Annotated in this window: 42 protein-coding genes; 6 read left to right on the top strand and 36 right to left on the bottom strand. The window is 45.6% G+C overall.

Annotation, left to right across the window (positions count from 1 at the left end; all coding sequences use genetic code 11):
• The first annotated feature begins 4 nt into the window (after window positions 1-4).
• Window positions 5-529, top strand: coding sequence for a shikimate kinase (locus ICN31_RS09485; RefSeq protein ID WP_370624333.1), 525 nt, complete (start codon window positions 5-7; stop codon window positions 527-529).
• Window positions 530-545: 16 nt separating this feature from the next.
• On the top strand, window positions 546-1,628 hold the full coding sequence (gene aroB, locus ICN31_RS09480) for a 3-dehydroquinate synthase (protein ID WP_216261169.1): 1,083 nt from the start codon (window positions 546-548) through the stop codon (window positions 1,626-1,628).
• Between the two features lie 4 nt (window positions 1,629-1,632).
• Here aroB and cyaY read toward each other — a convergent pair whose 3' ends face one another.
• Window positions 1,633-2,016, bottom strand: a complete 384-nt coding sequence (gene cyaY, locus ICN31_RS09475) for an iron donor protein CyaY (RefSeq protein ID WP_216260936.1) — start codon at window positions 2,014-2,016, stop codon at window positions 1,633-1,635.
• A 47-nt stretch (window positions 2,017-2,063) separates the two neighbouring features.
• Between cyaY and ICN31_RS10715 the strand changes: the two genes are divergently transcribed.
• Together ICN31_RS10715 and lysA are read left to right on the top strand one after the other, a co-directional pair.
• Window positions 2,064-2,258 (top strand): lipoprotein, encoded by a 195-nt coding sequence (locus ICN31_RS10715; protein WP_216260934.1) that lies wholly within the window; start codon window positions 2,064-2,066, stop codon window positions 2,256-2,258.
• Window positions 2,255-3,553: a diaminopimelate decarboxylase gene (gene lysA / locus ICN31_RS09465; RefSeq protein ID WP_216260933.1), complete on the top strand. Its 1,299-nt coding sequence runs from the start codon at window positions 2,255-2,257 to the stop codon at window positions 3,551-3,553. Before ICN31_RS10715 ends, lysA begins: the two co-directional genes overlap by 4 nt.
• 74 nt (window positions 3,554-3,627) lie before the next feature.
• On the opposite strand, the gene ICN31_RS09460 is transcribed toward lysA, so the two are convergent.
• On the bottom strand, window positions 3,628-4,350 hold the full coding sequence (locus ICN31_RS09460; protein WP_216260930.1) for a cytochrome c: 723 nt from the start codon (window positions 4,348-4,350) through the stop codon (window positions 3,628-3,630).
• Between the two features lie 105 nt (window positions 4,351-4,455).
• Here ICN31_RS09460 and yihA point away from each other — a divergent pair, with 105 nt between their 5' ends.
• Together yihA and hemB are read left to right on the top strand one after the other, a co-directional pair.
• A complete protein-coding gene (gene yihA / locus ICN31_RS09455; RefSeq protein ID WP_216260928.1) occupies window positions 4,456-5,121 on the top strand; it encodes a ribosome biogenesis GTP-binding protein YihA/YsxC in 666 nt (221 codons plus the stop codon).
• Window positions 5,105-6,124 carry a porphobilinogen synthase gene (gene hemB / locus ICN31_RS09450; protein WP_370624332.1) on the top strand — a complete coding sequence of 340 codons (1,020 nt, stop codon included), beginning with the start codon at window positions 5,105-5,107 and terminating at the stop codon, window positions 6,122-6,124. Before yihA ends, hemB begins: the two co-directional genes overlap by 17 nt.
• On the opposite strand, the gene ICN31_RS09445 is transcribed toward hemB, so the two are convergent.
• The 34 genes from ICN31_RS09445 to fusA form a co-directional block, all read right to left on the bottom strand.
• Window positions 6,113-6,559: an MOSC domain-containing protein gene (locus ICN31_RS09445; protein WP_255530997.1), complete on the bottom strand. Its 447-nt coding sequence runs from the start codon at window positions 6,557-6,559 to the stop codon at window positions 6,113-6,115. The genes hemB and ICN31_RS09445 overlap by 12 nt on opposite strands.
• 57 nt (window positions 6,560-6,616) lie before the next feature.
• Complete coding sequence (gene dsbD / locus ICN31_RS09440; RefSeq protein ID WP_216260923.1) at window positions 6,617-8,284, bottom strand: protein-disulfide reductase DsbD; 1,668 nt, start codon at window positions 8,282-8,284, stop codon at window positions 6,617-6,619.
• Entirely contained in the window at window positions 8,281-8,631 is a 351-nt protein-coding gene (gene cutA, locus ICN31_RS09435) for a divalent-cation tolerance protein CutA (RefSeq protein WP_216260921.1), read from the bottom strand. The genes dsbD and cutA overlap by 4 nt, the downstream gene beginning before the upstream one ends.
• A 68-nt stretch (window positions 8,632-8,699) precedes the next feature.
• The gene (gene rplQ / locus ICN31_RS09430) at window positions 8,700-9,095 is read right to left on the bottom strand and encodes a 50S ribosomal protein L17 (RefSeq protein WP_088525626.1); all 396 of its coding nucleotides are present in this window, start codon (window positions 9,093-9,095) and stop codon (window positions 8,700-8,702) included.
• Window positions 9,096-9,111: 16 nt separating this feature from the next.
• On the bottom strand, window positions 9,112-10,092 hold the full coding sequence (gene rpoA, locus ICN31_RS09425) for a DNA-directed RNA polymerase subunit alpha (protein WP_088525625.1): 981 nt from the start codon (window positions 10,090-10,092) through the stop codon (window positions 9,112-9,114).
• 23 nt (window positions 10,093-10,115) lie between these two features.
• A complete protein-coding gene (gene rpsD / locus ICN31_RS09420; protein ID WP_216260916.1) occupies window positions 10,116-10,739 on the bottom strand; it encodes a 30S ribosomal protein S4 in 624 nt (207 codons plus the stop codon).
• Window positions 10,740-10,856: 117 nt separating this feature from the next.
• A complete protein-coding gene (gene rpsK, locus ICN31_RS09415; protein ID WP_088525623.1) occupies window positions 10,857-11,264 on the bottom strand; it encodes a 30S ribosomal protein S11 in 408 nt (135 codons plus the stop codon).
• 18 nt (window positions 11,265-11,282) lie between these two features.
• Window positions 11,283-11,648 carry a 30S ribosomal protein S13 gene (gene rpsM / locus ICN31_RS09410; protein ID WP_088525622.1) on the bottom strand — a complete coding sequence of 122 codons (366 nt, stop codon included), beginning with the start codon at window positions 11,646-11,648 and terminating at the stop codon, window positions 11,283-11,285.
• 24 nt (window positions 11,649-11,672) lie between these two features.
• Window positions 11,673-11,789: a 50S ribosomal protein L36 gene (gene rpmJ / locus ICN31_RS09405; protein ID WP_012357167.1), complete on the bottom strand. Its 117-nt coding sequence runs from the start codon at window positions 11,787-11,789 to the stop codon at window positions 11,673-11,675.
• A gap of 34 nt (window positions 11,790-11,823) precedes the next feature.
• On the bottom strand, window positions 11,824-12,042 hold the full coding sequence (gene infA, locus ICN31_RS09400) for a translation initiation factor IF-1 (protein WP_088525621.1): 219 nt from the start codon (window positions 12,040-12,042) through the stop codon (window positions 11,824-11,826).
• 4 nt (window positions 12,043-12,046) lie between these two features.
• Window positions 12,047-13,384: a preprotein translocase subunit SecY gene (gene secY, locus ICN31_RS09395; protein WP_216260915.1), complete on the bottom strand. Its 1,338-nt coding sequence runs from the start codon at window positions 13,382-13,384 to the stop codon at window positions 12,047-12,049.
• A 19-nt stretch (window positions 13,385-13,403) separates the two neighbouring features.
• Window positions 13,404-13,844: a 50S ribosomal protein L15 gene (rplO, locus tag ICN31_RS09390; protein WP_088525619.1), complete on the bottom strand. Its 441-nt coding sequence runs from the start codon at window positions 13,842-13,844 to the stop codon at window positions 13,404-13,406.
• Between the two features lie 27 nt (window positions 13,845-13,871).
• Window positions 13,872-14,060: a 50S ribosomal protein L30 gene (gene rpmD / locus ICN31_RS09385; protein WP_088525618.1), complete on the bottom strand. Its 189-nt coding sequence runs from the start codon at window positions 14,058-14,060 to the stop codon at window positions 13,872-13,874.
• Between the two features lie 24 nt (window positions 14,061-14,084).
• Window positions 14,085-14,603, bottom strand: coding sequence for a 30S ribosomal protein S5 (gene rpsE / locus ICN31_RS09380; RefSeq protein WP_068947703.1), 519 nt, complete (start codon window positions 14,601-14,603; stop codon window positions 14,085-14,087).
• A gap of 18 nt (window positions 14,604-14,621) precedes the next feature.
• Window positions 14,622-14,975, bottom strand: coding sequence for a 50S ribosomal protein L18 (gene rplR, locus ICN31_RS09375; RefSeq protein WP_088525617.1), 354 nt, complete (start codon window positions 14,973-14,975; stop codon window positions 14,622-14,624).
• A gap of 13 nt (window positions 14,976-14,988) precedes the next feature.
• A complete protein-coding gene (gene rplF / locus ICN31_RS09370) occupies window positions 14,989-15,522 on the bottom strand; it encodes a 50S ribosomal protein L6 (protein ID WP_088525616.1) in 534 nt (177 codons plus the stop codon).
• A gap of 10 nt (window positions 15,523-15,532) precedes the next feature.
• Entirely contained in the window at window positions 15,533-15,928 is a 396-nt protein-coding gene (gene rpsH, locus ICN31_RS09365) for a 30S ribosomal protein S8 (RefSeq protein ID WP_011901914.1), read from the bottom strand.
• A 24-nt stretch (window positions 15,929-15,952) separates the two neighbouring features.
• Complete coding sequence (gene rpsN, locus ICN31_RS09360; protein WP_011901913.1) at window positions 15,953-16,258, bottom strand: 30S ribosomal protein S14; 306 nt, start codon at window positions 16,256-16,258, stop codon at window positions 15,953-15,955.
• A 9-nt stretch (window positions 16,259-16,267) separates the two neighbouring features.
• The gene (gene rplE / locus ICN31_RS09355; protein ID WP_088525615.1) at window positions 16,268-16,810 is read right to left on the bottom strand and encodes a 50S ribosomal protein L5; all 543 of its coding nucleotides are present in this window, start codon (window positions 16,808-16,810) and stop codon (window positions 16,268-16,270) included.
• A 16-nt stretch (window positions 16,811-16,826) separates the two neighbouring features.
• Window positions 16,827-17,135, bottom strand: coding sequence for a 50S ribosomal protein L24 (gene rplX, locus ICN31_RS09350; protein ID WP_088525614.1), 309 nt, complete (start codon window positions 17,133-17,135; stop codon window positions 16,827-16,829).
• 9 nt (window positions 17,136-17,144) lie between these two features.
• A complete protein-coding gene (gene rplN / locus ICN31_RS09345) occupies window positions 17,145-17,513 on the bottom strand; it encodes a 50S ribosomal protein L14 (RefSeq protein ID WP_011901910.1) in 369 nt (122 codons plus the stop codon).
• 173 nt (window positions 17,514-17,686) lie between these two features.
• On the bottom strand, window positions 17,687-17,956 hold the full coding sequence (gene rpsQ / locus ICN31_RS09340) for a 30S ribosomal protein S17 (RefSeq protein WP_011901909.1): 270 nt from the start codon (window positions 17,954-17,956) through the stop codon (window positions 17,687-17,689).
• A gap of 12 nt (window positions 17,957-17,968) precedes the next feature.
• The gene (gene rpmC / locus ICN31_RS09335) at window positions 17,969-18,163 is read right to left on the bottom strand and encodes a 50S ribosomal protein L29 (protein WP_088525613.1); all 195 of its coding nucleotides are present in this window, start codon (window positions 18,161-18,163) and stop codon (window positions 17,969-17,971) included.
• A 14-nt stretch (window positions 18,164-18,177) separates the two neighbouring features.
• Window positions 18,178-18,591 carry a 50S ribosomal protein L16 gene (gene rplP / locus ICN31_RS09330; RefSeq protein WP_071464443.1) on the bottom strand — a complete coding sequence of 138 codons (414 nt, stop codon included), beginning with the start codon at window positions 18,589-18,591 and terminating at the stop codon, window positions 18,178-18,180.
• 2 nt (window positions 18,592-18,593) lie between these two features.
• Window positions 18,594-19,421, bottom strand: a complete 828-nt coding sequence (gene rpsC / locus ICN31_RS09325; protein WP_216260912.1) for a 30S ribosomal protein S3 — start codon at window positions 19,419-19,421, stop codon at window positions 18,594-18,596.
• 8 nt (window positions 19,422-19,429) lie between these two features.
• Window positions 19,430-19,762, bottom strand: coding sequence for a 50S ribosomal protein L22 (rplV, locus tag ICN31_RS09320; RefSeq protein ID WP_215358374.1), 333 nt, complete (start codon window positions 19,760-19,762; stop codon window positions 19,430-19,432).
• A gap of 7 nt (window positions 19,763-19,769) precedes the next feature.
• Window positions 19,770-20,048: a 30S ribosomal protein S19 gene (gene rpsS / locus ICN31_RS09315; RefSeq protein ID WP_088525610.1), complete on the bottom strand. Its 279-nt coding sequence runs from the start codon at window positions 20,046-20,048 to the stop codon at window positions 19,770-19,772.
• 20 nt (window positions 20,049-20,068) lie between these two features.
• On the bottom strand, window positions 20,069-20,899 hold the full coding sequence (gene rplB, locus ICN31_RS09310) for a 50S ribosomal protein L2 (RefSeq protein WP_216260909.1): 831 nt from the start codon (window positions 20,897-20,899) through the stop codon (window positions 20,069-20,071).
• Window positions 20,900-20,901: 2 nt separating this feature from the next.
• On the bottom strand, window positions 20,902-21,216 hold the full coding sequence (gene rplW / locus ICN31_RS09305; RefSeq protein ID WP_068947693.1) for a 50S ribosomal protein L23: 315 nt from the start codon (window positions 21,214-21,216) through the stop codon (window positions 20,902-20,904).
• Complete coding sequence (rplD, locus tag ICN31_RS09300) at window positions 21,213-21,833, bottom strand: 50S ribosomal protein L4 (protein ID WP_216260907.1); 621 nt, start codon at window positions 21,831-21,833, stop codon at window positions 21,213-21,215. The genes rplW and rplD overlap by 4 nt, the downstream gene beginning before the upstream one ends.
• An 11-nt stretch (window positions 21,834-21,844) precedes the next feature.
• Window positions 21,845-22,501 (bottom strand): 50S ribosomal protein L3, encoded by a 657-nt coding sequence (gene rplC, locus ICN31_RS09295; RefSeq protein ID WP_088525886.1) that lies wholly within the window; start codon window positions 22,499-22,501, stop codon window positions 21,845-21,847.
• 197 nt (window positions 22,502-22,698) lie between these two features.
• The gene (gene rpsJ, locus ICN31_RS09290; protein ID WP_011901899.1) at window positions 22,699-23,010 is read right to left on the bottom strand and encodes a 30S ribosomal protein S10; all 312 of its coding nucleotides are present in this window, start codon (window positions 23,008-23,010) and stop codon (window positions 22,699-22,701) included.
• Between the two features lie 116 nt (window positions 23,011-23,126).
• The gene (tuf, locus tag ICN31_RS09285; protein WP_088525598.1) at window positions 23,127-24,317 is read right to left on the bottom strand and encodes an elongation factor Tu; all 1,191 of its coding nucleotides are present in this window, start codon (window positions 24,315-24,317) and stop codon (window positions 23,127-23,129) included.
• Between the two features lie 49 nt (window positions 24,318-24,366).
• Window positions 24,367-26,154, bottom strand: a 1,788-nt coding sequence (fusA, locus tag ICN31_RS09280) for an elongation factor G (RefSeq protein WP_216260905.1), incomplete at its 5' end; no start/stop codon positions are given.

Genomic DNA, 26,154 nt, shown 5'->3' with positions numbered 1-26,154 from the left:
AAGGGTGAACTCTCCGACGAATAATATCTTTCTCATTGGCCTCATGGGCGCTGGTAAGTCGACCGTGGGCAAAATGCTGGCTAAGAAATTAGGTCGCCGCTTTCTAGATGCTGATCATGTGATTGAAGAGCGCTGTGGCGTCAAGATTCCAGTGATCTTTGAGATGGAAGGCGAAGAAGGGTTTCGTAAACGAGAGGCGCAAGTCATTCGAGAAATTACAAATGAGCATGACATTGTCTTAGCCACGGGTGGTGGTGCTGTTTTATTTCCCGACAACCGTCAAGCGCTCCGCGAGCATGGTACCGTCATTTATCTTCATGCAAATCCAAATGAGCTTTGGCATCGTACTAAAGGGGGCGACGGACGCCCTTTGCTTCTCAATGGCGATACCAAACAAATTCTGGAAAATTTATACACTATTCGTGATCCTCTTTATCGCGAAATCGCCGATCATGTGATTGAAACTGGCAAGCCCAGCGTGAATCAGCTGGTCAATACCTTAATCATGCAACTTGAACTTTCCGCTTAAATATACTGGCACTATGATGAAAACACTTGAAGTTGATCTTGGTAACCGTAGCTATCCAATCTATATTGGCAGCGATCTCATTGATCAAGCCAGCTTGTTTAGCGCCTGTGAAAAATCCACTTCAATTTATATCGTTACTAACACTACAGTTGCGCCGCTTTATGCAGCCCGCCTGACTAAGACCTTAGAGGTATTTGGTAAGTCCCTTAGAACGATCACCCTTCCGGACGGCGAGTCCTATAAAGACTGGAAAAATCTTCAGCTTATTTTTGATGATCTTTTAAAGTTTGGCGCCGATCGGCAAACTATGTTGATTGCTTTAGGTGGTGGTGTGATTGGCGACATGACAGGCTTTGCTGCCGCCAGCTTCATGCGTGGCGTTCGCTTCATTCAAGTACCAACGACCTTATTGGCCCAGGTTGATTCTTCAGTTGGCGGTAAAACTGGCATCAATCACCCTTTGGGTAAGAATATGATTGGGGCATTTCATCAGCCTGTTGCGGTAATTGCAGACCTCAACACACTAAAAACTTTGCCACCGAGAGAGCTCTCAGCAGGCCTTGCCGAAGTGGTAAAACATGGTGCCATTGCTGATGCTCAATTTTTAGATTGGATTGAAACAAATACAGGGGCATTGCTGGCCTGCGATACAAACGCTATGGGACATGCAGTACTGCGTTCTTGTGAAATTAAATCTGCAGTAGTTTCCGCAGATGAGAGAGAGGGCGGCATTCGTGCAACTCTCAACTTTGGCCATACATTTGGACATGCGATAGAGGCTGGCATGGGTTATGGCGAATGGCTTCATGGGGAAGCTGTTGGCTGCGGCATGGTGATGGGTGCTGACTTATCTTACCGTTTAAACCTCATTAGCAAAGCTGAGCTCGAACGTCTCACCAAGATTATCAAATCAATGAATCTGCCTACTGTTCCACCTAAATTTGGCGCAGAACGTTATATGGAGCTGATGCAAGTGGATAAGAAAACTGAGGGCGGCCAAATTCGCTACGTCATCCTAGAGAAGATGGGTAAGGCTCAAATTAAGAGCGTACCTGATACCCAAGTGATCGAAACTTTATCTGCTACTGGTGCAGCCTAAAGACTTAAGGTTTAATCAGCCCAATCTTCACAGCCTGACCAGCCTGAGCACTAGCAAACTGCGTCAAATCATTTAAGAGCTCTCGGCCAGTTTTGGTATCGAGCCACAAAGGCGTTGCCATGGTGCCTGCCCAACGGTAGTGATAACCGCCAGACTTCGCTGCCACCCAAATTTCGTGTAAAGGTGGCTGGGTATTGACCACAATTACGCTTTTATCCCTAAAGCGGATATTGATGACATTCCCGCCTTGGCGTTCCACATCTAAATCCAGATCCAATTCGTCATCAGCAGCCTCCAAGGCTACTTCAATAGACTGCAATAAATTGCTGCCTAGCTGATGAAACTGCTTGTCATCAATGGCTTCCACGGTCAAATTATTTGGATTCATTCCAGAGTCCTGCATGCTATATTCAATCATTCGTTTTAGAGACATTCATGATATCGATTCTTAATAGAGCCTTTGGCATTGCCCTACTAATAGCCCTAGTTGGATGTGGGGTTAGGGGTCCTTTGTATATGCCAAATCCACCCAGTGCGCCACCAGCCCCTACAGAGCTGGAACCTAAAGGCAGGCTCTATCCACCACAAAACCCTGCTAGTACCAGCAATTCATCACCGGCAAAGCAATGACAAGTAAAGCAATTCCACTTCCACCATTATCTGGATTTACTGAACGCGAAGGTAATTGGCACGCTGAAGAAGTTCGGCTGGCGGATTTAGCAAAAGAATTTGGTACGCCACTTTATGTCTACAGCAAGAAAGCTCTGACTGAAGCTTACCAAGCTTATGACAAGGCCTGCATTGATAACAAAGGCAAACGTCGCGCACGCGTACATTACGCCATGAAAGCAAATAGCAATCTGGCAGTGATTGATTGCTTTAAAAAACTTGGTGCAGGGTTTGACTTAGTGAGCGGCGGAGAATTAGCGCGTGCATTAGCAATCGGTGCCGATCCTAAAAGCCTCGTATTTGCCGGCGTCGGAAAATCCGCTACTGAAATCGCTGCAGCTCTAGAGGCTGGAGTTAAGTGCATCAACGTTGAGTCAACTGCCGAACTGCATAATATTAATCGTGTTGCTAACAAGCTAAACTGCCGCGCGCCAGTATCTTTACGCGTAAATCCAGATGTCGATGCACAAACACACCCTTATATTTCCACTGGCTTAAAAGGAAATAAATTTGGCATTGCGTATCACGAAGTTTTAAAAACATATCGTGAGGCTAGTCAACTCTCACAGATTGATGTGGTGGGCATTGATTGTCATATTGGCTCTCAAATTGTTACTACTGCGCCCTACTTAGACGCTTTGGATAAAGTTTTAGACTTAGTAGAGCAGCTTCAGAAGGAAGGTATTGTGATTCACCATCTTGATTTAGGTGGTGGCCTCGGAATTTCCTATAGCGATGAAACACCGCCCGATATTACCGATTTCACGAATGCACTTTTAAACCATGTAGCGGGGCGTGGCTTTGCTCATTTAGATATTGTTCTAGAGCCTGGCAGATCCTTAGTAGGCAATGCTGGCGTGCTCCTCACCACCGTTCAATACCTTAAACCTGGTGCCGAGAAAAACTTCTGCATTGTTGATGCCGCTATGACAGAGTTGATGCGTCCAGCCTTATATGAAGCGCATCATGGCATTGTTCCCGTTCAAACGAAAGAAGCTAAGAGCTCGATCTATGATGTTGTAGGGCCAGTCTGCGAGTCTGGCGACTGGTTGGGAAGAGATCGCAAACTTGCTGTGGAAGAAGGCGATCTTCTAGCAATTCTTTCAACTGGGGCTTATGGTTTTGTCATGGCATCTAACTACAACACTCGCCCAAAACCAGCTGAGATTATGGTTGATGGAAAAAATGTTTACGTCATTCGTGCGCGTGAAAAAACATCTGACTTATTTGCAAGCGAAACCATCTTGCCAAAGTAATTTCTTGGAAATGGAAGCAAAATAAAAACCCCGCCACCTGAGCGGGGTTTTTATTTGAAGCTGAGAATCATTTCTTAATGTAAGCCAGCCATGTAATCAGAAACTGCCTTCATTTCTGCATCAGAAAGCTTAGTGGCAATGGCAGTCATTTGGCTGCTATTTTTACGAACACCTTCACGGAATGCGATCAGCTGCGCATTCGTGTAATCAGCCCATTGGCCACCTAAGAGTGGATATTGAGCGGCAATACCGGCGCCGGTTGGACTGTGGCATGCAGCGCAAGCTGGAACGCCTTTTGCAGCAATACCGCCACGATAAATACTTTGACCTAATTCAATAGTTTCTTTGTTTTGAGCTACCCCCTGCGAAAGAGGCTGCTTCACTAAATATGCAGAAATATTTTGCATATCTTCCTCAGTCAATGCCGCAGCCATACCCATCATGATCGGGTTAGCACGACTACCCTCTTTGAAGTTTTTCAATTGCTTATTTGTGTATGCAGCATGTTGTGCAGATAACTTAGGCCAGGCACTGACTGCGCTTTGACCTTTAGGGCCATGGCAAGTAATGCAAGCTGTAACGCCACGTTTTGCATCCCCATTAGAGTAAAGAGCCTCGCCAGCAACAGGATCAACCTTTGGCTTGCCTGGCACTCCAGCCTTGGCTTGAGCTGGAGGCATTGGAGCTGGATCGGCGGCCATAGCAGCTCCAGAAATACCTATCAGAGCGAAAATAGAGAGAACCGCAAAACTAGCACGCAAACCAGTTAATTTGGAGATTTTGGAGCTTTGACGCATTATGTTTACCTTGGCAAAAATTCCTAAAAGTGTTTGGGCCCTATATTTACAACTCTTTTACCCAACACCATGAATTATTTCATGATTTTACAATAGCTTCAGGACATGTCTAAACTCTTTCAAGCCCGATTCGCCACCACAGTCAATGACACCCATTACCTGCCCGCCACACCTTTGCGTGAGGTGGCATTTGCTGGCCGCTCAAATGCTGGTAAATCCAGCGCTATTAACGTTCTATGCAATCAAAAAAGGCTTGCTTTTGCCAGTAAAACGCCTGGTCGCACCCAACACATCAACTACTTCGGGCTTTTCGCCAAAGATGAGCTTTTAGCCTATCTAGTGGACTTACCAGGCTACGGCTATGCCGCGGTCAACCATGAGACTAAATATCACTGGAATAGCCTTCTCAGTGACTATCTTCAGGAACGTGAGCAACTAGTCGGCATGGTTCTCATTGTGGATGCCCGGCGCGGCATCACCGACCTGGATGAGCAAATGATTGAGTGGTTTGTACCTACCGGTAAACCGATCCATATTTTGCTGAGCAAATGCGACAAACTCAATAAAAGTGAGTGCAAACATGCTCTTGAGGCTGTTCAGAAGCAATTACAACAATACGACCCGGCGTTGCCAGACGGTACTGGTCACTCTAAGCAACTTACGGCACAATTATTTTCAAGTACAAAACGGATTGGCCTTGAAGAGGCAGATAATTTAATTATTAAATGGCTATTTGAACCAGAAACCCACGAAGATGAAATCACCAACTAACTCTTTGCTCAACTTTCCAGGGCACCGCCCACGCCGCATGCGTCGTGATGATTGGTCGCGGCGCCTCATGCAAGAAAATAGTCTTTCTGCAAATGACTTGATCTACCCTGTGTTCTTACTAGAGGGCAAAGGTAAATCCGAGGCAGTTGCTTCGATGCCAGGTGTCAATCGTGTTTCATTAGACTTACTGTTTAATGTTGCACAAGAATGTGTAGATTTAGGCATTCCAGTTTTAGCTTTATTTCCGGTGATTGATACAGCATTAAAAACACCTGATGGCAGAGAAGCCTTTAATCCAAATGGTCTCATTCCTAACGCGGTTCGCGAACTCAAAAAACGCTTTCCTAATTTAGGCATCATGACGGACGTTGCGCTTGACCCATATACCAGCCATGGCCAAGACGGCGTCCTCGATGAACAAAGTCGCATACTTAACGATGAGACTACTGCGATCTTAGTACAACAAGCAACCACTCAAGCGGAAGCTGGTGTAGATATCGTTGCGCCATCAGACATGATGGATGGGCGCATCGGAAAAATTCGGGAAGCGCTCGAACAAAAGAAATTGATTCATACGCGCATCATGGCTTATTCAGCTAAATACGCCTCTGCGTTTTATGGCCCATTTAGAGATGCCGTAGGCTCAGCCAAGAACCTGGGCAAAGCAGACAAAAAAACCTATCAAATGGATTGCGCCAATGGCAACGAAGCTTTGCGGGAGGTTTCCCTCGATATTAGTGAGGGCGCAGACATGGTCATGGTTAAGCCCGGAATGCCCTATTTAGATATCCTGCGTCGCGTTAGGGAAGAATTTGATTACCCCACTTATGCCTATCAAGTGAGCGGTGAATATGCCATGCTCAAAGCTGCTGCACAAAATGGCTGGCTAGATCACGACGCTGTGATGATGGAATCTTTACTGGCATTTAAACGGGCTGGTGCAGATGGCATTCTGACTTACTTTGCACTCGAAGCTGCAAGACTCATTAAGTCAGGCAAGTAAGGCTTCATTGAGCTGGTCGCCAACTCTGATATCGCCAGAGTCTAAAACTTGAGCTCTAATGCCGCCTCTGTTTTTAAAAGCTGATAAAAAGTTTGGTTTTTCACTCAGTTTTGCTGGGCGCTCGCAAGGAATACACAACTCTGTGGCCCTCAGCCTAATGAAGCCTAGAGAGAACTCCTTTCCAATTAATTGATTGAGAGCATCCGAACTCATACCCTCAATGACAATATTTCTTCTAGTCTCACTAGCAAGATAGGCCTCTAATCCACTTGCCTCTAGCTCTTGATTAGCATCTTCAATTCCGGCCAACGCAATGAGCGATACATCTCTGACCTTTGCTGGAATTGAACCTGAGAATGCGCCGATACCAAGCGCATATCTATCGCCCTCAATTCCTGCCCCAACAATTAGTCTTACGCTCTCCCTTTTATTCATTGACTCCCCGGCCTGAGAAGCTATATAAATAGAATGTATTCTGGGCATGAACTAGCTCTAAGGTAACTTTTGTAGGCGGTCAATGAAGCGTTGGGGTGGCATATAGCCAATCACGCGCTGATCTTTTTGTTCTTCAGAGTTGAGATTGAAGAACAAAATACCTGGCGGGCCGAATAAACCAAAGCGCTTCATTAAAGCTTGATTGTCAGGGCTATTCTTTGTCACATCAGCCTGTAACAAAATAAATTGTTTTAATTCTTTACTCACTTCTGAGTTGGCAAAAGTATTGATCTCCATCTCTTTACAGCTGATGCACCAATCTGCATAAAAATCGAGTAACACCAATTTTTTCTCTTGCTTTGCTTGACGAAGTTGTGCATCAAGCTCTTCCAGAGAGTGAATCACTGCGAAAGACAAATCACCAACTTGATGAATTTTTTGTCCATTGATTATTTTTACAGACCCACTGACATCCTTCTGCCCCAGCAATGGAGATGCTATCCAGGCTGCGGTTGCCACGAGCAACACCCCCAAGGTGCGCTGTAACCAAACCATCCAAATACCGGTCGAAGGAATCAAAACGCGGGCCTCAATGGCAATGAAGAGGAGCGGCAAGCCCATTCCCAAGGCCATGACAAAAAGCAATCCAGCACCTAAGGACATAGATCCAGTTTGGGCAATAAATGCTAATACGCCTGCCAATGGTGCCGTGATACAGGGGCTTGCGACTAAAGTAGAGATTCCGCCTAAAGCGAAGGCACCAAAGACGCTACCGCCCTTTTGACGTCCTGCCAGACGATCAACCTGCTGGTGCCATGAATGCGGTAAACGTAGCTCATACAACCCAAATAAGCTCCCTGAGAGGGCCAATAGCAATAAAGCAAAGGCAGCCAATGCAACTGGGCTTTGTAAAACCCTTTGTACGCTACCCCCTAAAGCAGCCATCAAGGTTCCTGCCAAGGCATAGACCATGGCCATACCCAACACATAAGAGAGTGCCAAGAGGCTTGCACGCCCCTTAGAAATCGCTTTACCACCTTGCGAACCAAAGATCACGCTAGAGAGAATCGGGAGCATTGGTAAAACGCAAGGCGTAAACGCCAATGCAAGGCCCAACACAAAGAAAGCCAAGAATAAATAAGCTGTAGACGTGTTTGCTAAAAAGCGGCTAATCGCATTAATGTCATCTCGATCACGCCACAAATCGGCCAAACTGAATTCGACTTTGGATTGGGCTATATTTTGTGAACCTTCAAAAGCTTTTGGTATTGGTGCTGCTTTAACACCAGGCGCAGCTAACAAAAACTTTAAAGTCATGGGTGGATAACAAATACCGGCTTCTGCACAGCCCTGTAGACCAACTTCAATATGAAGTGGTTTTCCTACTTCTGGCTTTACATCCAACAGCACTATCAATGGCTGCTTATAAATCTGCATTTTTTTCTGAAAAGTTTCATCAAACTTTTCAATGCCCAATGGCAGTGAGGGGCTTATTTTATATAGCTTAGAATCCTCTACGCCTACATCAAATTTAAGCGATTCCTGATAGATGTAATAACCCTTAGCAGGAATAAATTCAATCTCAAGCTGATTAGAATTTTGTAACCAAGTTGCCTCTACCCGAAACGCTTTTTCTGGCGGCAAAAAATCTGGCGCTGCAAATACATGCGTCGATAAGAGCAGTAATAGCCCAAAAAAATTTGTCAGAAAATAAGACAATCTCATATCTTTGAATTTACCTCAGAGCCAACCCACTGACCATATTGCTGGTCGTATTGCTCTGGTGAAAAAGCCAAAATCTCAGGCAGCCCATAAGGATGACTTTCTTTGATGAATGCGCAGATCTCTTCCCATTGATGAGACATCGTTTTTGCAGACAAGAGAACTTCTTGCTCCTCGCAAACCCTTCCTTCCCAACGATAGATTGAATAAATTCCTTCATTCATCTGAACACAGGCAGCAAGATGTGCCTCAATCAGGGCTTTAGCTAAGGTTGTAGCAGCCTCTATACTCGGCAGAGCAGTCACCACTACCAGAAGCTGATTGGAATTGACTGAGAGGTTTTGAGGCATACCGTATTTATAAACCTATTAATGAAAAAAGCCAGACCGAAGCCTGGCTTTTGAAATGGCTGTGAGACTTAAGCCTCTTCAACCGTAGCTGCTGTTTCATCAACCTCTGGACGATCAAGCAACTCAACCAGTGCCATTGGCGCATTGTCGCCATGACGGAAGCCAAACTTCAAAATACGAAGGTAGCCACCCGGACGCGTTGCATAACGTGGACCAAGCTCTGTGAAGAGTTTAGTCACGATATCGCGATCACGTGTGCGATTGAATGCCAAGCGACGGTTTGCCAAGTTATCTTTTTTACCTAAGGTAATTAAAGGCTCAACAACCATGCGCAATTCTTTTGCCTTTGGCAAAGTGGTTTTAATCACTTCGTGCTCCAAAAGAGAATTGGACATATTGCGCAGCATCGCCAAGCGATGTGAAGATGTTCTATTGAGTTTGCGTAAGCCGTTTCCGTGACGCATGATGCTTCCTTTCTAATTATTTCTCAAGGTTAGCTGGAGGCCAGCTTTCGAGTTTCATGCCAAGACTTAAGCCACGAGCAGCCAATACGTCTTTAATTTCATTCAAAGACTTACGACCCAAATTAGGCGTCTTCAACAATTCATTCTCTGTACGTTGAATCAAGTCACCGATGTAGTAAATATTCTCAGCCTTCAAGCAGTTTGCAGAGCGAACTGTGAGCTCGAGATCATCAACCGGACGCATCAACATTGGATCAACCATTGAAGAGCGGCTTGGTGCGAGATCGCCAGAAACTTCGCTACTCTCAAGAGCTGCGAATACAACCAACTGGTCAACCAAAATAGTTGCTGCTTGACGAATTGCTTCCTCAGGCGACAATACTCCGTTTGTTTCGATAGTCATTACGAGACGATCGAGGTCGGTACGTTGTTCAACACGAGCAGATTCAACAGCATAGCTAACACGACTTACTGGGCTAAATGAGGCATCCAATACGATACGACCGATGATCTTAGTAGTTTCGTCGTTGTATTGACGCACGTTACCTGGGACATAGCCACGGCCTTTTTCAACCTTGATCTGCATATCTAACTTACCACCTGCAGATAAGTGAGCGATCACATGATCAGGATTAATGATTTCTACATCGTGTGGCAAATCGATATCTTTTGCTGTAACGACGCCTGGGCCTTCTTTACGCAAATTGATAGTCACTTCATCACGTGACTGCAACTTAAATACGATACCTTTGAGATTGAGCAGGAGATTAACTACGTCCTCTTGAACGCCATCTAAGGTGGAATATTCATGAACTACACCTGCAATTGCTACTTCAGTTGGCGCATAACCAACCATCGAGGACAAAAGTACACGACGTAATGCATTTCCGAGTGTGTGGCCATAGCCACGCTCGAACGGCTCCATAACAACCTTAGCTTGGTTGGCGGAAAGCGCTTCAACAGAAATAATTTTTGGCTTGAGCAAATTTGTTTGCATATTTTTTCCTTGATAGTGCCTAATTAGCGTGAATACAATTCAACGATCAAACTTTCATTAATTTCACCGCTAATTTCTTCGCGGTCTGGCACTTGCTTGAACGTTCCCTCCAGCTTGCCTGCGTCAACTGAAACCCAGCTGATAGCAGTCATTTGCTGAACTAAATTGAGTGATTCTGTAATACGTGTTTGCTTCTTCGCTTTTTCACGGATAGCAACCACATCACCAGGCTTAACTTGAATGGATGGGATATTCACTGGACTACCATTGAGCAAAATTGCGCAATGAGAAACCAACTGACGTGCTTCTGCGCGTGTTGAACCAAAGCCCATGCGATAAACCACATTGTCTAGACGTGACTCAAGCAACTGGAGCAATGTTGCACCAGTATTGCCCTTACGACGCTCAGCTTCTGCGAAGTAACGACGGAATTGACGCTCTAAAATGCCGTAGATACGTTTAACCTTTTGCTTTTCACGCAATTGATTACCGTAATCTGATGTTCTTGAGCCAGACGTACGACCATGTTGACCAGGCTTAGTATCTAACTTGCACTTGTCTGACAGGGCGCGACGTGCGCTCTTTAAAAATAAGTCGGTACCTTCCCGACGTGCTAATTTGGCCTTAGGCCCTAAGTAACGTGCCACGATGCTTTCCTTTCTTTGCCGCAGTCTTGCGACCAGCGGTGAGTTCACCCTTTAAATCAGATGAACAGTGGGCTTTTAATAAAAAACTACTCAACTTTTTACTACTAACTCCACAGCTTAAATACGACGACGCTTTGGAGGACGGCAACCATTATGTGGGACTGGAGTGACGTCTTGAATCTCAGTGATCTTGATTCCCAAAGAGTTCAATGCGCGAACTGCTGATTCACGACCTGGGCCTGGACCCTTGATTTGAACTTCCAAGTTCTTGATACCGCATTCAACAGCTGCCTTACCAGCAACTTCTGCGGCTACCTGAGCAGCAAAAGGTGTTGATTTACGGGAACCTTTGAAGCCCTGGCCGCCAGAGGTTGCCCATGAAAGCGCATTTCCTTGACGATCAGTGATCGTAATAATGGTGTTGTTAAAAGAAGCGTGAACGTGCGCGATACCGTCAGCAACGTTCTTTTTAACCTTCTTGCGCGTGCGCTGTGAAGCAGCAGAAGCGGATTGTTGTTTTGCCATGTCAATAAACTTTCTTGATTATTTCTTCAGTTGCACGCCAGACTTGCGTGGGCCCTTACGGGTACGTGCATTGGTCTTAGTACGCTGTCCACGTACAGGCAGGCCCTTACGATGACGTACGCCACGGTAGCAACCTAAGTCCATCAAACGCTTGATGCTCATAGTTACTTCGCGACGAAGGTCACCTTCGGTGATGAACTTACCTACTTCATCACGCAACTTTTCCAAGTCAGCGTCAGTAAGATCTTTGATTTTTTTATCAATAGCAACACCTGTGGTTTGGCAAATTTTGCGAGCACGAGTTGTGCCAATGCCAAAAATTGCTGTCAAACCAATGACAGTGTGTTGATGATTTGGGATGTTTACCCCAGCGATACGTGCCATGAGATTTCCTCTTAATTAACTAGATCAGCCTTGACGCTGCTTATGACGTGCGTCTGAAGAACAGATCACACGCACAACACGTTTGCGCTTAATGATCTTGCAATTTCTGCAAATACACTTAACGGATGCTAAAACTTTCATAACTCACCTCTTAAAAATAGGTACTACTAAATCTTTACTTCGCCCGGAATATAATTCTGGCGCGCGTCAGGTCGTAAGGAGTCATCTCCACTGTTACCTTATCTCCCGGCAAAATACGGATGTAATGCATCCGCATCTTTCCAGAAATGTGCCCTAGAACTACATGTCCGTTTTCAAGCTTCACGCGAAACATTGCGTTCGGCAAATTCTCAACAATCTCACCCGCCATCTGAATTGCATCGTCTTTAGACATTCAGTTAGGCGCCCATATTAAAGTTGGCTTTTTTCATCAAAGAGCCATACTGTTGCTGCATTACGTATGACTGAACCTGAGCCATGAAATCCATCGCAACAACAACAATAATCAACAAGGAAGTACCGCCGAAATAAAACGGCACGTTGTACTTCAACACTAAAAATTCTGGCAACAAGCAAACCAAAACCATATAAATTGCACCAGCCAATGTCAAACGCACCAAGATCTTATCGATATAACGTGCCGTTTGGTCACCTGGACGAATACCGGGAACAAACGCACCACTCTTCTTGAGGTTCTCAGAAGTATCACGGCTGTTAAATACCAAAGCGGTATAGAAAAAGCAGAAGAAGATAATTGCTGCCGCATACAGAATGGTGTACACGGGTTGACCTGGGGCCAAAGTAGCAGCCAAGTCTTTAATAATTCTGCTGAACATATTAGTTGGCTCGCCTGATGTAAACCAGCCAGCAATCGTTGCAGGGAACAAAATAATTGAAGAAGCAAAAATAGGAGGAATAACGCCTGCCATATTTAACTTCAATGGGAAGTAGGAAGATTGACCGCCATAAACCTTGTTGCCTACTTGACGCTTAGCGTAGTTCACTAAGATACGGCGCTGACCGCGCTCTACAAACACTACAAAATAGGTCACTGCCACGCAAATCACAACGATGAGCAATGCAGAAATAATATTCATCGAGCCAGTACGAACTAACTCTAACAAGCTAGCTAATGCGCTTGGCAATCCAGAAACAATGCCGCCAAAAATAATGATAGAAATACCATTGCCAAGGCCGCGCTCAGTAATTTGCTCACCAAGCCACATCAAGAACATCGTACCAGTGACTAAGGTCACAACAGTATTGAGTTCAAACATCAAACCTGGATTTAATACCAAGCCAGGCTGAGCTTGCAAAGCAACTGAGATTCCCAAAGCCTGGAAAGTCGCCAATAGTACGGTGCCATAACGGGTGTACTGAGTAATCTTACGTTGACCTGCTTGGCCCTCTTTTTTCAGAGCCTCTAAAGATGGGAGAACAATGGTCATTAACTGCATGATGATCGATGCAGAGATATAAGGCATGATTCCCAAGGCAAATACAGTGAAGCGCGATAAAGCGCCGCCCGAGAACAAGTTGAACATCCCCAAGATACCGTCTTTTTGATCTGCAAATAACTGAGCCAATTGGTCAGGATCAATGCCTGGAACTGGAATATGGGCACCCAAACGGAACACGAGCAAAGCCAACACCAAGAAAATCAAGCGTTGACGTAATTCGCCAAACTTGCCTCCTGCCGCTGCAGTGCCTAGGTTAGTGGTAGGTGCTAATGCCATATTCAGTAAAAAGGACCTATTAAGCTACTTCAAGCAATTTGCCGCCAGCCGCTTCGATAGCTGCTTTTGCGCCGGCAGTAGCTGTAATACCTTTGAGGGTTACAGCAATCTTGAGTTCGCCAGTTTTAACAACCTTAACTGAATTGATTTGTTCACCAGCAAAACCATGTGCTTTTAAAACCAACAAGTCTACTTCTGGCAAATTGATTTTTGCTAAGTCGTTCAAAGTGATTTGACCAACGTGACGACGTGTTAAAGATACGAAACCGCGTTTTGGCAAACGACGATACATCGGCATTTGACCGCCTTCAAATCCAACCTTGTGGAAACCACCGGAACGGGATTTTTGACCTTTGTGACCACGGCCAGCAGTTTTACCAAGACCAGAACCAATGCCGCGACCAACGCGACGACGATTTTTCTTGGAGCCCTCTGCGGGTTTCAGTGTATTAAGTTGCATATTATTCGCCTATTTACTTGCTAGTTATTAACCAAGGACTTTAACTAGATAAGAAACTTTATTAATCATGCCGCGTACAGCTGGTGTGTCTTCCAATTCAGAAACAGAATTGATGCGACCAAGGCCTAAGCCACGGACAGTTGCACGATGGCTTTCGCGTGTACCGATCAAGCTGCGTACTAGCTGCAGTTTGACTTTAGAGTTAGATTTTGTCATTTGTAGATTCCTAATCTTTTAGTCTTAGCCGAGAATCTCTTCAACTGACTTACCGCGCTTAGCGGCAATCTCAGCAGGAGTACTCATCTTGCTTAAACCATCAATCGTTGCGCGAACTAAGTTGTATGGGTTTGTAGAACCGAGTGACTTAGCAACAACGTTAGTTACGCCCATTACGTCGAAAATCGCGCGCATTGGGCCACCAGCAATAATTCCTGTACCGTCTTTAGCTGGAGAAATCAAAACGCGTGATGCGCCATGTTGACCAGTAACAGTGTGTTGCAAAGTACCTTTACGCAAGGAAACTTTGATCATCTTGCGACGAGCTTCGTCCATTGCCTTTTGAACGGCAACTGGAACTTCTTTTGATTTTCCTTTACCCATGCCGATGCGGCCATCGCCATCGCCAACTACAGTGAGTGCAGCGAAGCCGAGAATACGACCACCCTTAACCACTTTAGTAACACGATTAACAGCGATCATCTTCTCGCGAAGACCATCATCACGCTCTTCGTTTTGCATCTTAGTTTGCATTTTTGCCATGTTTTTTCCTAAACCCTATTAGAACTTCAGGCCGGCTTCACGCGCAGCTTCAGCTAAGGCCTTAATACGGCCGTGATAACGATGACCGGAACGATCAAAAGCAACATCAACAATGCCTGCTTTAACAGCACGCTCAGCAACTAACTTGCCAACTTGTTTTGCAGCTTCAGCGTTGCCGCCATTTTTGATTGCTTGGCGCAAATCTTTTTCCATTGTTGAAGCAGCTGCTACAACTTTGGTTCCACATGGGCTATAAACCTGCGCAGAAATATGTGAATTGCTACGGATAACTGTTAAGCGATTTGCCAATGCTTCGGCAATGCGAATACGAGTCTGCCGAGCACGTCTTTGTCTGGATTCGTCTTTATTCATTTTCTAATCTCGCTTACTTCTTCTTAGTTTCTTTTAGATGCACAACTTCGTCGACGTATCGAACACCCTTGCCTTTGTATGGCTCTGGTGAACGGTAAGCACGAACTTCAGCTGCGACCTGGCCAACTTGCTGCTTGTTGAAGCCTTTAATAATGATTTCGGTTTGCGTTGGAGTCTCAGCTTTTACACCCTTTGGTAGGTTATAAATAATGTCGTGTGAGAAACCTAACTGCAACTTCAATGTTTCGCCTTGTGCAGCAGCACGGTAACCAACGCCTACCAAGCTGAGCTTGCGCTCAAAGCCAGCAGTTACGCCAACAACCATGTTGTTAACTAAAGCACGTGCTGTACCTGACTGTGCACCAGCTTCCGGTGAGTCGTTATTAACAACCACTGTCAATACGCCATCTGCTTGTTTCAAACCAACAGAAGGATGCAAGTTATGTGTCAAGGTACCCAATGGGCCTTTAACAGTAATGTTTGCACCGTTGATGCTGATCTCAGCGCCCTTTGGAACTGTAATTGGTGATTTGCCTACGCGGGACATATTTCGCTCCTTAAGCTACGTAGCAAATAACTTCGCCGCCCACGCCTGTTGCACGTGCTTTACGGTCTGTCATTACGCCTTGAGGGGTTGAAATAATTGCAATGCCCAAGCCATTCATTACTTCTGGAATGTCATGGCGACCTTTATAGATACGTAGACTTGGTGTTGATACACGGTCAATACGCTCAATAACAGGGCGGCCTGCGTAGTATTTAAGATCAATGTGGAGCACTGGCTTAGCGGCTTCACCTTTGATTTCAAAACTTTCGATATAGCCTTCATCTTGCAATACTTTTGCAATGGCTACTTTAACTTTTGACGACGGCATCAAGACTACGGGCTTCTGCACTGCTTGCGCATTGCGGATCCGGGTCAACATGTCGGCGATTGGATCGCTGATACTCATGAGTTCTCCTAATTCTTTCGCCGCTTACCAGCTGGCCTTGGTTAAACCGGGGATTTCGCCACGGAAGGCGATTTCACGAATCTTGCTACGAGCCAAACCGAACTTACGGAATGTGCCACGTGGGCGACCGGTTAATGAACAACGATTTCTTTGACGAATCGGGCTTGCGTTACGTGGAAGTGCCTGTAGCTTCAAGCGAGCCTCATAGCGCTCTTCATCGCTGCGGGATTGATCAGCAATGATCGCTTTGAGTTCAGCACGCTTTACAGCGTACTTCTCTACAGTTTTTGCGCGCTTATTCTCGCGCTCAATCAGGGATAGTTTTGCCACGTTAGCCTCTTAATTGCGGAAAGGGAATTTGAATGCTGCCAACAAAGCTTTTGCTTCTTCGTCGGTTTTAGCAGTCGTCGTAATACTGATATTGAGACCACGCAGGGCATCAATCTTGTCGTATTCGATTTCAGGGAAAATGATCTGCTCTTTAACGCCGATGTTGTAATTACCACGGCCGTCAAATGCTTTACCGGAGATGCCACGGAAGTCACGTACGCGTGGCAATGCAACAGTAACAAAACGATCCAAGAATTCGTACATGCGTTGACCACGCAATGTCACCATGGCACCGATTGGGTAGCCTTGACGAATTTTGAAACCTGCAATCGCTTTTTTAGCTTTAGTTACTACCGGCTTTTGGCCTGCAACCTTAGTTAAATCGCCAACTGCATTTTCGATAATTTTCTTGTCGTTCACTGCATCGCCCAAGCCCATATTCAGGGTTACTTTGGTAATGCGCGGAACTTCCATTGCAGACTTGTAACCAAACTTGGTAATCAAATCAGCAACAACTTTTTGTTGATAGTGTTCTTGAAAACGTGTGCTCATAATTTCTCCGTGCCCCTTATGCGCTTAATGTTGCGCCAGTAGTTTTGAGGAAACGCTGTTTTTTACCGTCAACGAGTTTGATACCAACACGTGATGGTTTGCCGTTACCGTCAACCAAAGCCACATTAGAAATGTGAACAGGCATCGTCTTGTCAATCATGCCGCCGGTGACGCCAGCAGCTGGGTTTGGCTTAACGCTCTTTTTATAAATATTCACGCCTTCGATCACTAGTTTGTTCTCGAGAACGTCCGTTACAGTTCCTTGCTTGCCTTTATCGCGGCCAGTCAACAAAACTACGGAATCACCTTTACGAATCTTTTTCATATCAGCCTCTTAAATCACTTCTGGGGCGAGAGAAACGATCTTCATGAACTTTTCAGTACGCAATTCGCGTGTAACTGGTCCAAAGATACGTGTGCCAATTGGCTCTAACTTAGCATTGAGCAATACCGCAGCGTTTGCATCGAACTTAATCAATGAACCGTCTGGACGGCGAACACCCTTAGCTGTTCTCACCACTACAGCGTTATAAATATCACCTTTTTTTACACGGCCACGTGGAGCAGCTGACTTAACGCTGACTTTGATGACATCACCGATACTGGCGTAACGACGCTTAGAGCCGCCCAATACCTTGATGCACAAAACTTCACTGGCGCCTGTGTTGTCGGCGACCTGCAATCTACTTTCGGTTTGTATCATTTCTAATCCCCAACTTATTAGCCAAAGGCAAACAGTCTTGGTTCCGTCTAGGGGCTTTAACGAAAGCTAAAACCCGGAATTAATGAAAAACACTGCTTCTCCAATAAAACCAGAGAAGCCTTCTATTCTACTACGTAAAACAGGGATTTGGGGGAAATTTCCACCAAAATCCCTTAAATACCTTTTGAAGCCTCTACTAAACGGGTCACAACCCAAGATTTAGTACGTGAAATTGGCTTAGATTCAGCAATTTCAACGGTATCACCCATCTTGTATGTACCAGCTTCGTCATGAGCATGGTACTTTTTGGACTGGCCAACGTACTTACCAATCACCGGATGCTTAACTTGACGCTCAACCAACACCGTCACAGTTTTTTGCATTTTGTCGCTAACAACACGGCCCACGAGGGTGCGGCGCAAGGGTTTAGATAATTCTGTCATATCCCTTTTTCCTTATTTCTGTGCAGTCTTTTGGGTAATAAAAGTCTTCACACGAGCAATGTCGCGCTTAGTCTTACCCAATTGGCTGGTATTAGTGAGTTGCTGAGTACCTTTTTGCATACGGAGCTTAAAGTTAGTCTTTAAGAGCTCTGTCAATTCTGCATTCAAGCCAGTCAGATCTTTAGCTGCTAATTCTTTATTTTTCATAATCTCTATCCCGATCAACCTAAGTGGCGAATCACGAAAGTGGTTTGTAAAGGTAACTTAGCTGCAGCAAGCTTGAAAGCTTCGCGCGCCAAAGTCTCATCTACACCGTCCATCTCGTAAAGCACTTTGCCTGGTTGAATTTCTGCTACGTAGTACTCTGGGTTACCTTTACCGTTACCCATACGGACTTCAGCAGGTTTTTGTGAAATTGGCTTGTCTGGGAAAATACGAATCCAGATACGGCCACCACGTTTAATGTGACGGGTCATTGCGCGACGTGCTGACTCGATTTGACGAGCAGTTAAACGACCACGGCCAACGGCCTTCAATCCAAAGTCACCAAAGGCTACAGAACTACCGCGTGTTGCCACGCCAGTGTTACGGCCTTTTTGTTCCTTACGATACTTGCGACGCTTTGGTTGCAGCATGCTTACTCTCCTGACTTCTGCGTATCTGCGGCAGGTGCTTCAACCTTACGCACACGCTTGATTGCTGGCTTAGCAGCAACTAACGGCTTGTCGGTTCCGGCAGCTGGTTTACGAGCAGCTGTTTTGCCTGGAGCACGACGAGTTTTCTTTTCTTCGGCAGCTGGTTCAGCAGATGGAGTAGCCACTTGAGCTTCTGCACCACGACCCAATGTATCGCCTTTGTAAACCCAAACTTTTACACCGATGATGCCGTAGGTTGTTTCAGCTTCTGATGTTGCGTAATCAATATCAGCCTTCAATGTATGAAGTGGAACACGGCCTTCACGGTACCATTCGCGACGAGCAATCTCAGCACCATTCAAGCGACCAGATGACATGATCTTGATCCCTTGTGCCCCAAGACGCATTGCACTTTGCATTGCACGCTTCATTGCGCGACGGAACATGATGCGCTTTTCTAACTGCTGGGTAATGGAGTCAGCGATCAATTGCGCATCAACTTCTGGCTTACGAATTTCTTCGATATTCACGTGCACTGGAACACCCATACGCTTTTGGAGTTCACGACGGAGAACTTCAATATCCTCGCCTTTTTTACCAATTACCACGCCTGGACGTGAGCTATAGATGGTGATACGTGCATTCTTCGCAGGACGCTCAATCACGACTTTGCTAACAGATGCATTCTTTAACTTCTTCTTCAGATAGATGCGGACATCTACGTCCTCTTTAAGCATCTTTGCGAAGTCAGTATTGTTTGCATACCAACGTGATGTCCAATTCTTCGTTACCGCGAGTCGGAATCCGGTGGGGTTTATCTTTTGGCCCATATCTTTCCTTAGTTACTCAAGGTCACGCTAATGTGACAAGTTTGTTTTTCAATTTGATTGCCACGACCCTTAGCGCGTGCTGTGAAACGTTTCAAGGATGTTCCTTTATCAACGATGACCGCTGATACCTTGAGCTCATCAATATCTGCGCCTTTATTGTGCTCAGCATTTGCAATCGCTGATTCAACTACTTTTTTCACAATGAAGGCAGCTTTCTTAGGGCTGAAATTCAAAATGTTTAATGCGCGAGCAATCGGCAAACCACGAATTTGATCAGCGACCAAACGTGTCTTTTGCGCTGAAATGCGGGCGCTCTTGTGAATAGCTTTAACTTCCATCATCATCCCCTTACTTCTTCACAACTTTCTTGTCAGCAGCGTGACCTTTGAAAGTACGGGTCAAGGCAAATTCGCCTAACTTATGACCCACCATGTTTTCTGATACATAAACCGGAACGTGTTGACGACCGTTGTGAACAGCGATTGTCAGACCGATAAAGTCTGGAAGAATCGTTGAACGGCGTGACCAAGTTTTGATCGGCTTTTTGTCTTTATTGGCTTGTGCGACTTCAACTTTATTTACTAAGCTGGCTTCGCAAAATGGGCCTTTTTTAGCTGAACGTGTCATATCTATTTTTCCTTAATCGCTTAGCGCTTTTGACGGCGTTGAACGATCATCGATGTTGTACGCTTGTTACGACGTGTACGATAACCTTTGGTTGGAGTGCCCCATGGAGATACAGGTACACGGCCTTCGCCGGTCTTACCTTCACCACCACCGTGTGGGTGATCAACTGGGTTCATTGCCACACCACGAACGGTTGGGCGAATACCACGCCAGCGATTTGCGCCAGCTTTACCAATAACACGCAAGCTGTGCTCTTCGTTGCCAACTTCACCAATTGTGGCGCGGCAATCAATTAAAACGCGGCGAACTTCACCAGAGCGCAAACGCACTTGAGCGTATACACCCTCGCGAGCTAGTAATACTGCAGAACCGCCGGCAGAGCGCGCTACTTGAGCACCTTTGCCTGGGAGGATTTCAACGCAGTGAATAGTACTACCCACTGGAATATTGCGAATCGGCAAGTTATTACCAGATTTAATTGGTGCTTCTGAACCATTCATGATTGCCTGGCCAACAGTCATGCCTTTAGCAGCTGGAATATAACGACGCTCACCATCGGCAAACACAATCAATGCAATATTGGCACTGCGGTTTGGATCGTATTCCAAGCGTTCAACTTTTGCTGGAATGCCATCTTTGTCGTTGCGCTTGAAATCCACAACACGATAGTGATGCTTATGACCACCACCCTTATGACGGGTAGTGATGTGACCATTATTGTTACGACCTGCTTTTTGGAATTGTGGCTCTACCAACGCTGCAAAAGGCTTACCTTTATGCAGATCAGGATTGACCACCTTGACCATTGAACGACGACCTGGTGAGGTCGGTTTTGTCTTCATCAAAGGCATGATTAGTTCGCCTCCGCTTCAAAGTTAATCTCTTGACCTGGCTTCAAATTCACATAGGCCTTCTTAGTGTGGTCACGACGACCTTCAAAACGGCCATAGCGCTTAGGCTTACCCTTTTGATTCACAATTTGAACTGAGTCAACTTGCACCTTAAAGAGCAATTCAACTGCTTGTTTTACATCGCTCTTGTTTGCGTCGCGAGCTACTTGGAAAACTACTTGTTCGTTTTTCTCTGCAACCATTGTCGCTTTTTCAGAGATAACAGGACCAAGCAGAACCTTCATCAGGTTGTGATCGTTTTTACGGACTTGGCTCATTTCAGCAACTCCTCAATTTTTGCGATCGCAGCCTTGCTTACCAATACTTTTTTGTATTGAACCAAAGCTAATGGATCAGCATGCTGTGGCTCACAGATGGCAACCTTATGCAAGTTGCGTGATGCCAAGTACAAATTCTCGCTAACCTGATCAACAATGATCAAGACTGAATCTAAGCCCATTGCTTTAACTTTCTCAGCTAATGCTTTGGTCTTAGGAGCATCAAGATTAAATTGATCAACCACATTCAAACGACCTTCGCGTGCCAACTGAGACAAAATAGATCTCATACCAGCGCGGTACATTTTCTTGTTTACTTTTTGGCTGAAATTCTCTTCTGGAGAATTCGGGAATATACGGCCACCTCCACGCCACAGCGGGGAAGAGCTCATACCGGCACGTGCACGACCAGTACCTTTTTGGCGCCAAGGCTTCTTAGTTGTGTGCTTAACTTGCTCACGGTCTTTTTGTGCACGGTTACCACTACGTGCATTTGCTTGATAAGCCACTACAACTTGGTGTACCAATGCTTCGTTATATTCACGTTCGAATACTTCTGGTGAAGCTTGTACGCCCGCACCTAAAGTACCGTTGTCTTGGAGAAGCTTAAGTTCCATATTCGCTCTCCTTATTTCTTCTTCAACGGTGTTTTCACCGCTGGAGTAACAATGACCTTACCGCCTGGGGCACCTGGAATGGCGCCTTTAACCATGATGAGATTACGTTCTGCATCAATGCGTGCGATGACTAAATTTTGAACTGTTTTGGTAACGTCACCAAGGTGGCCCGTCATGCGCTTACCTGGGAAAACACGACCTGGATCTTGTGCCATACCGATAGAACCTGGTACGTTGTGTGAACGAGAGTTACCGTGAGAAGCACGACCAGAAGCAAAGTGATAACGCTTGATAGTGCCTGCGTAACCTTTACCGATAGATACGCCTTGCACATCTACTTTTTGGCCTGTTGTAAAAGCAGCTTCAGCAGTAATGACTTGTCCTGGTGTCATTTCAGCGATTTTTGCTGCGTCTAATTGGAACTCGTTAAGCCCATTACCAGCCATCACACCTGCTTTAGCAAAGTGACCAGCCATTGATTTGGTAACGCGAGTAGCTCTACGTGTGCCATGTGCCAACTGGATAGCGTCATAGCCATCAGTTGCCTGGGTCTTGATTTGAGCGATTCTGTTATCGCTCACGTCGATTACGGTCACAGGAATTGAATCCCCTTCGTCCGTAAATAGACGGGTCATGCCGACCTTGCGGCCGATTAAGCCTAAGCTCATATTCATGCTCCACGCCGACTTCGATTGGTCGGCAAAATTAATTTAAGTGATTTACAAGTAAAAGTACTTCTAAATCAATAACTTACGACGTTTTTAATGCTGATAAAACCTATAATTTCGCCCAAATAATTGAGCGAAGCCTTAGATTCTATCCTGAAATGCCAGTCTTGACAAGCGAAAAGACCGGAAACAAGAAATTACTGCAACTTAATTTCGACGTCCACGCCTGCTGGAAGGTCTAATTTCATCAAAGCATCAACCGTTTTCTCTGTAGGATCAACGATATCCATCAAACGAAGATGGGTGCGAATCTCTAATTGGTCGCGGGATGTCTTGTTCACGTGTGGTGAACGCAAGATATCAAAACGCTCAATACGGGTTGGCAAAGGTACTGGACCCTTAACAACTGCACCAGTACGCTTAGCTGTGTCAACGATTTCAGCAGCAGACTGGTCGATTAAACGGTAATCAAATGCTTTAAGGCGAATACGAATTTTTTGGTTTTGCATATTAATTCCAAAGAGCGGTGTGGTGCTGCCACGTTATACATCTAAAGAGCACGGTGACATCAGCAGCACTGACGTCACCGGTTAGCAAACCGCTAAATATTATTTACTTCTACTACTTAAGCCAAAATCTTTGCAACCACACCGGCGCCAACAGTACGGCCACCTTCGCGGATCGCAAAACGTAAACCTTCTTCCATCGCGATTGGTGCGATGAGTTTTACAGTAATCGTGACGTTATCACCAGGCATCACCATTTCTTTATCTTTTGGCAACTCAATTGAACCGGTTACGTCCGTAGTACGGAAGTAAAACTGGGGACGATAGTTGTTAAAGAATGGAGTATGACGACCACCTTCATCTTTACCCAAGATATATACCTCGGCTGTAAAGTGAGTATGTGGTGTGATTGAACCTGGCTTAGCCAATACTTGGCCGCGCTCAACTTCTTCACGTTTTGTACCGCGTAACAAGATACCAACGTTATCGCCAGCTTGACCTTGGTCGAGCAATTTGCGGAACATTTCAACACCTGTACAAGTCGTTTTCAATGTTGGCTTGATACCGATGATTTCGATCTCTTCGCCAACCTTCACAATACCGCGCTCAATACGGCCGGTAACAACAGTACCGCGACCAGAGATCGAGAACACGTCTTCTACTGGCATCAAGAAGGCGCCATCAATCGCACGCTCTGGAGTTGGGATGTAACTATCGAGTGCTTCAGCCAATTTCATGATGGCTTCTTTACCCAATGGACCTTCGTCGCCTTCTAACGCCAACTTAGCAGAACCTTGGATGATGGGTGTGTCATCGCCTGGGAAGTCATATTTAGACAGAAGTTCACGAACTTCCATTTCAACTAACTCGAGCAATTCAGCATCATCAACCATATCGCATTTGTTTAAGAACACGATGATGTAAGGAACACCTACTTGGCGTGCCAAGAGGATGTGCTCACGCGTTTGTGGCATTGGGCCGTCAGCAGCAGAGCAAACCAAGATTGCGCCGTCCATCTGCGCAGCACCAGTAATCATGTTCTTTACATAGTCAGCATGTCCTGGGCAATCAACGTGAGCATAGTGACGATTAGCTGTCTCATACTCTACGTGCGCTGTATTAATCGTAATACCGCGGGCTTTTTCTTCTGGAGCAGCATCGATCTGATCGTATGCTTTTGCTTCGCCACCAAATTGCTTAGAGAGCACGGTTGCAATCGCTGCAGTTAGTGTGGTTTTACCGTGGTCAACGTGACCGATGGTGCCTACGTTTACGTGCGGTTTTGTCCGCTCAAATTTTTCTTTTGCCATTTTTGTCTGCCTTCTTTAGCTAGTCAATATTCAAAATAATGTGGATAAATTACTTCGCTTTAGCAGCCATGACTGCTTCAGCAACGTTCTTAGGTGCTTCGGTGTAATGCTTAAATTCCATAGTGTAGGTAGCGCGACCTTGGGTCAGCGAGCGTAAGCCAGTTGAATAGCCAAACATCTCTGCTAACGGCACTTCAGCGCGAACGATCTTGCCACCGCCTGGAATGTCATCCATACCTTGTAATATTCCACGACGTGATGAGAGGTCACCCATTACGTTACCCATGAAATCTTCTGGAGTTTCTACTTCAACAGCCATCATTGGCTCAAGCAATACTGGAGATGCTTTGCGCATACCATCTTTAAACGCCATTGAACCCGCCATCTTAAATGCGTTTTCATTGGAGTCAACGTCATGGTAAGAGCCAAAGAACAAGGTTGCTTTGATATCAACCACTGGATAGCCAGCCAAAATACCGGAGTTCAATGTTTCGATAATTCCTTTTTCTACTGCCGGAATGTATTCACGTGGAACTACACCGCCTTTAATAGCGTCAACGAATTCAAAACCTTTGCCTGGCGCTTGCGGCTCAAGCTTGAGCACCACGTGGCCATACTGACCGCGACCACCAGACTGCTTAACAAACTTACCTTCGATCTCTTCGCAAACCTTACGAATCGTTTCGCGGTAGGCAACCTGTGGCTTACCAACAGTTGCTTCAACGCTGAACTCACGCTTCATACGATCAACTAAAATTTCCAAGTGGAGCTCGCCCATTCCGGAAATAATTGTTTGGCCTGATTCTTCATCAGTCTTCACGCGGAAAGAAGGATCTTCTTGTGCCAGGCGATTCAAAGCAAGGCCCATTTTTTCTTGGTCAGCTTTAGTCTTTGGCTCAACAGCTTGAGAGATCACCGGCTCTGGGAATACCATGCGCTCCAAAATCACGATGCTATCCGGATCACACAATGTTTCACCAGTCGTTGCGTCTTTCAGACCAACTGCAGCAGCGATATCCCCTGCGTAAACTTCTTTAATTTCTTCACGTTGATTTGCATGCATCTGCAACAAACGACCAACACGCTCTTTCTTACCCTTAATTGGGTTGTAGATGGTGTCGCCAGACTTCATTACGCCTGAGTAAACGCGGAAGAAAATGAGCTGGCCAACGAATGGGTCAGTCATAATCTTAAATGCTAATGCGGAAAACTTCGCGCTATCAGATGCTTCACGTGTAGCAGGTGTGCCGTCTTCCAATTCGCAAGGCACTGGGGGAACATCTAAAGGAGATGGTAACAACTCAACTACTGCATCTAACATTGCTTGAACGCCTTTATTTTTGAAAGCGGTTCCGCACAACATTGGAACGATTTCATTAGCAATAGTGCGTTGACGCAATGCGCCTTTAATTTCTTCTTCGGTCAAGCCTTCGCCGCCGAGATACTTTTCCATCAACTCTTCTGAGCTCTCTGCAGCAGCTTCGAGCATTTTTTCGCGCCACTCTTCAGCAGAAGCTTGCAATTCAGCAGGAATCTCTTCGTAAGTAAATTTAGTACCTTGTGAAGCCTCATCCCAGTAGATTGCTTTCATCTTTACCAAATCGACAACGCCTTTGAAGTTTTCTTCTGCGCCGATTGGAATCTGGATCAAGATTGGATTTGCCTTAAGGCGGGTCTTCATTTGGTCATAGACCTTGAAGAAGTTCGCGCCAGTGCGATCCATCTTGTTTACAAATGCTAAACGTGGAACCCGATACTTGTTAGCCTGACGCCAAACTGTTTCAGACTGTGGCTGCACTCCACCTACCGCACAGTAAACCATGCAAGCGCCATCCAA

Source organism: Polynucleobacter sp. UB-Piko-W3 (assembly GCF_018881635.1).
Classification (GTDB): Bacteria; Pseudomonadota; Gammaproteobacteria; order Burkholderiales; family Burkholderiaceae; genus Polynucleobacter.
Note: the sequence above shows the minus strand (reverse complement) of the source record. Positions and strands in the feature narration are given on the sequence as shown.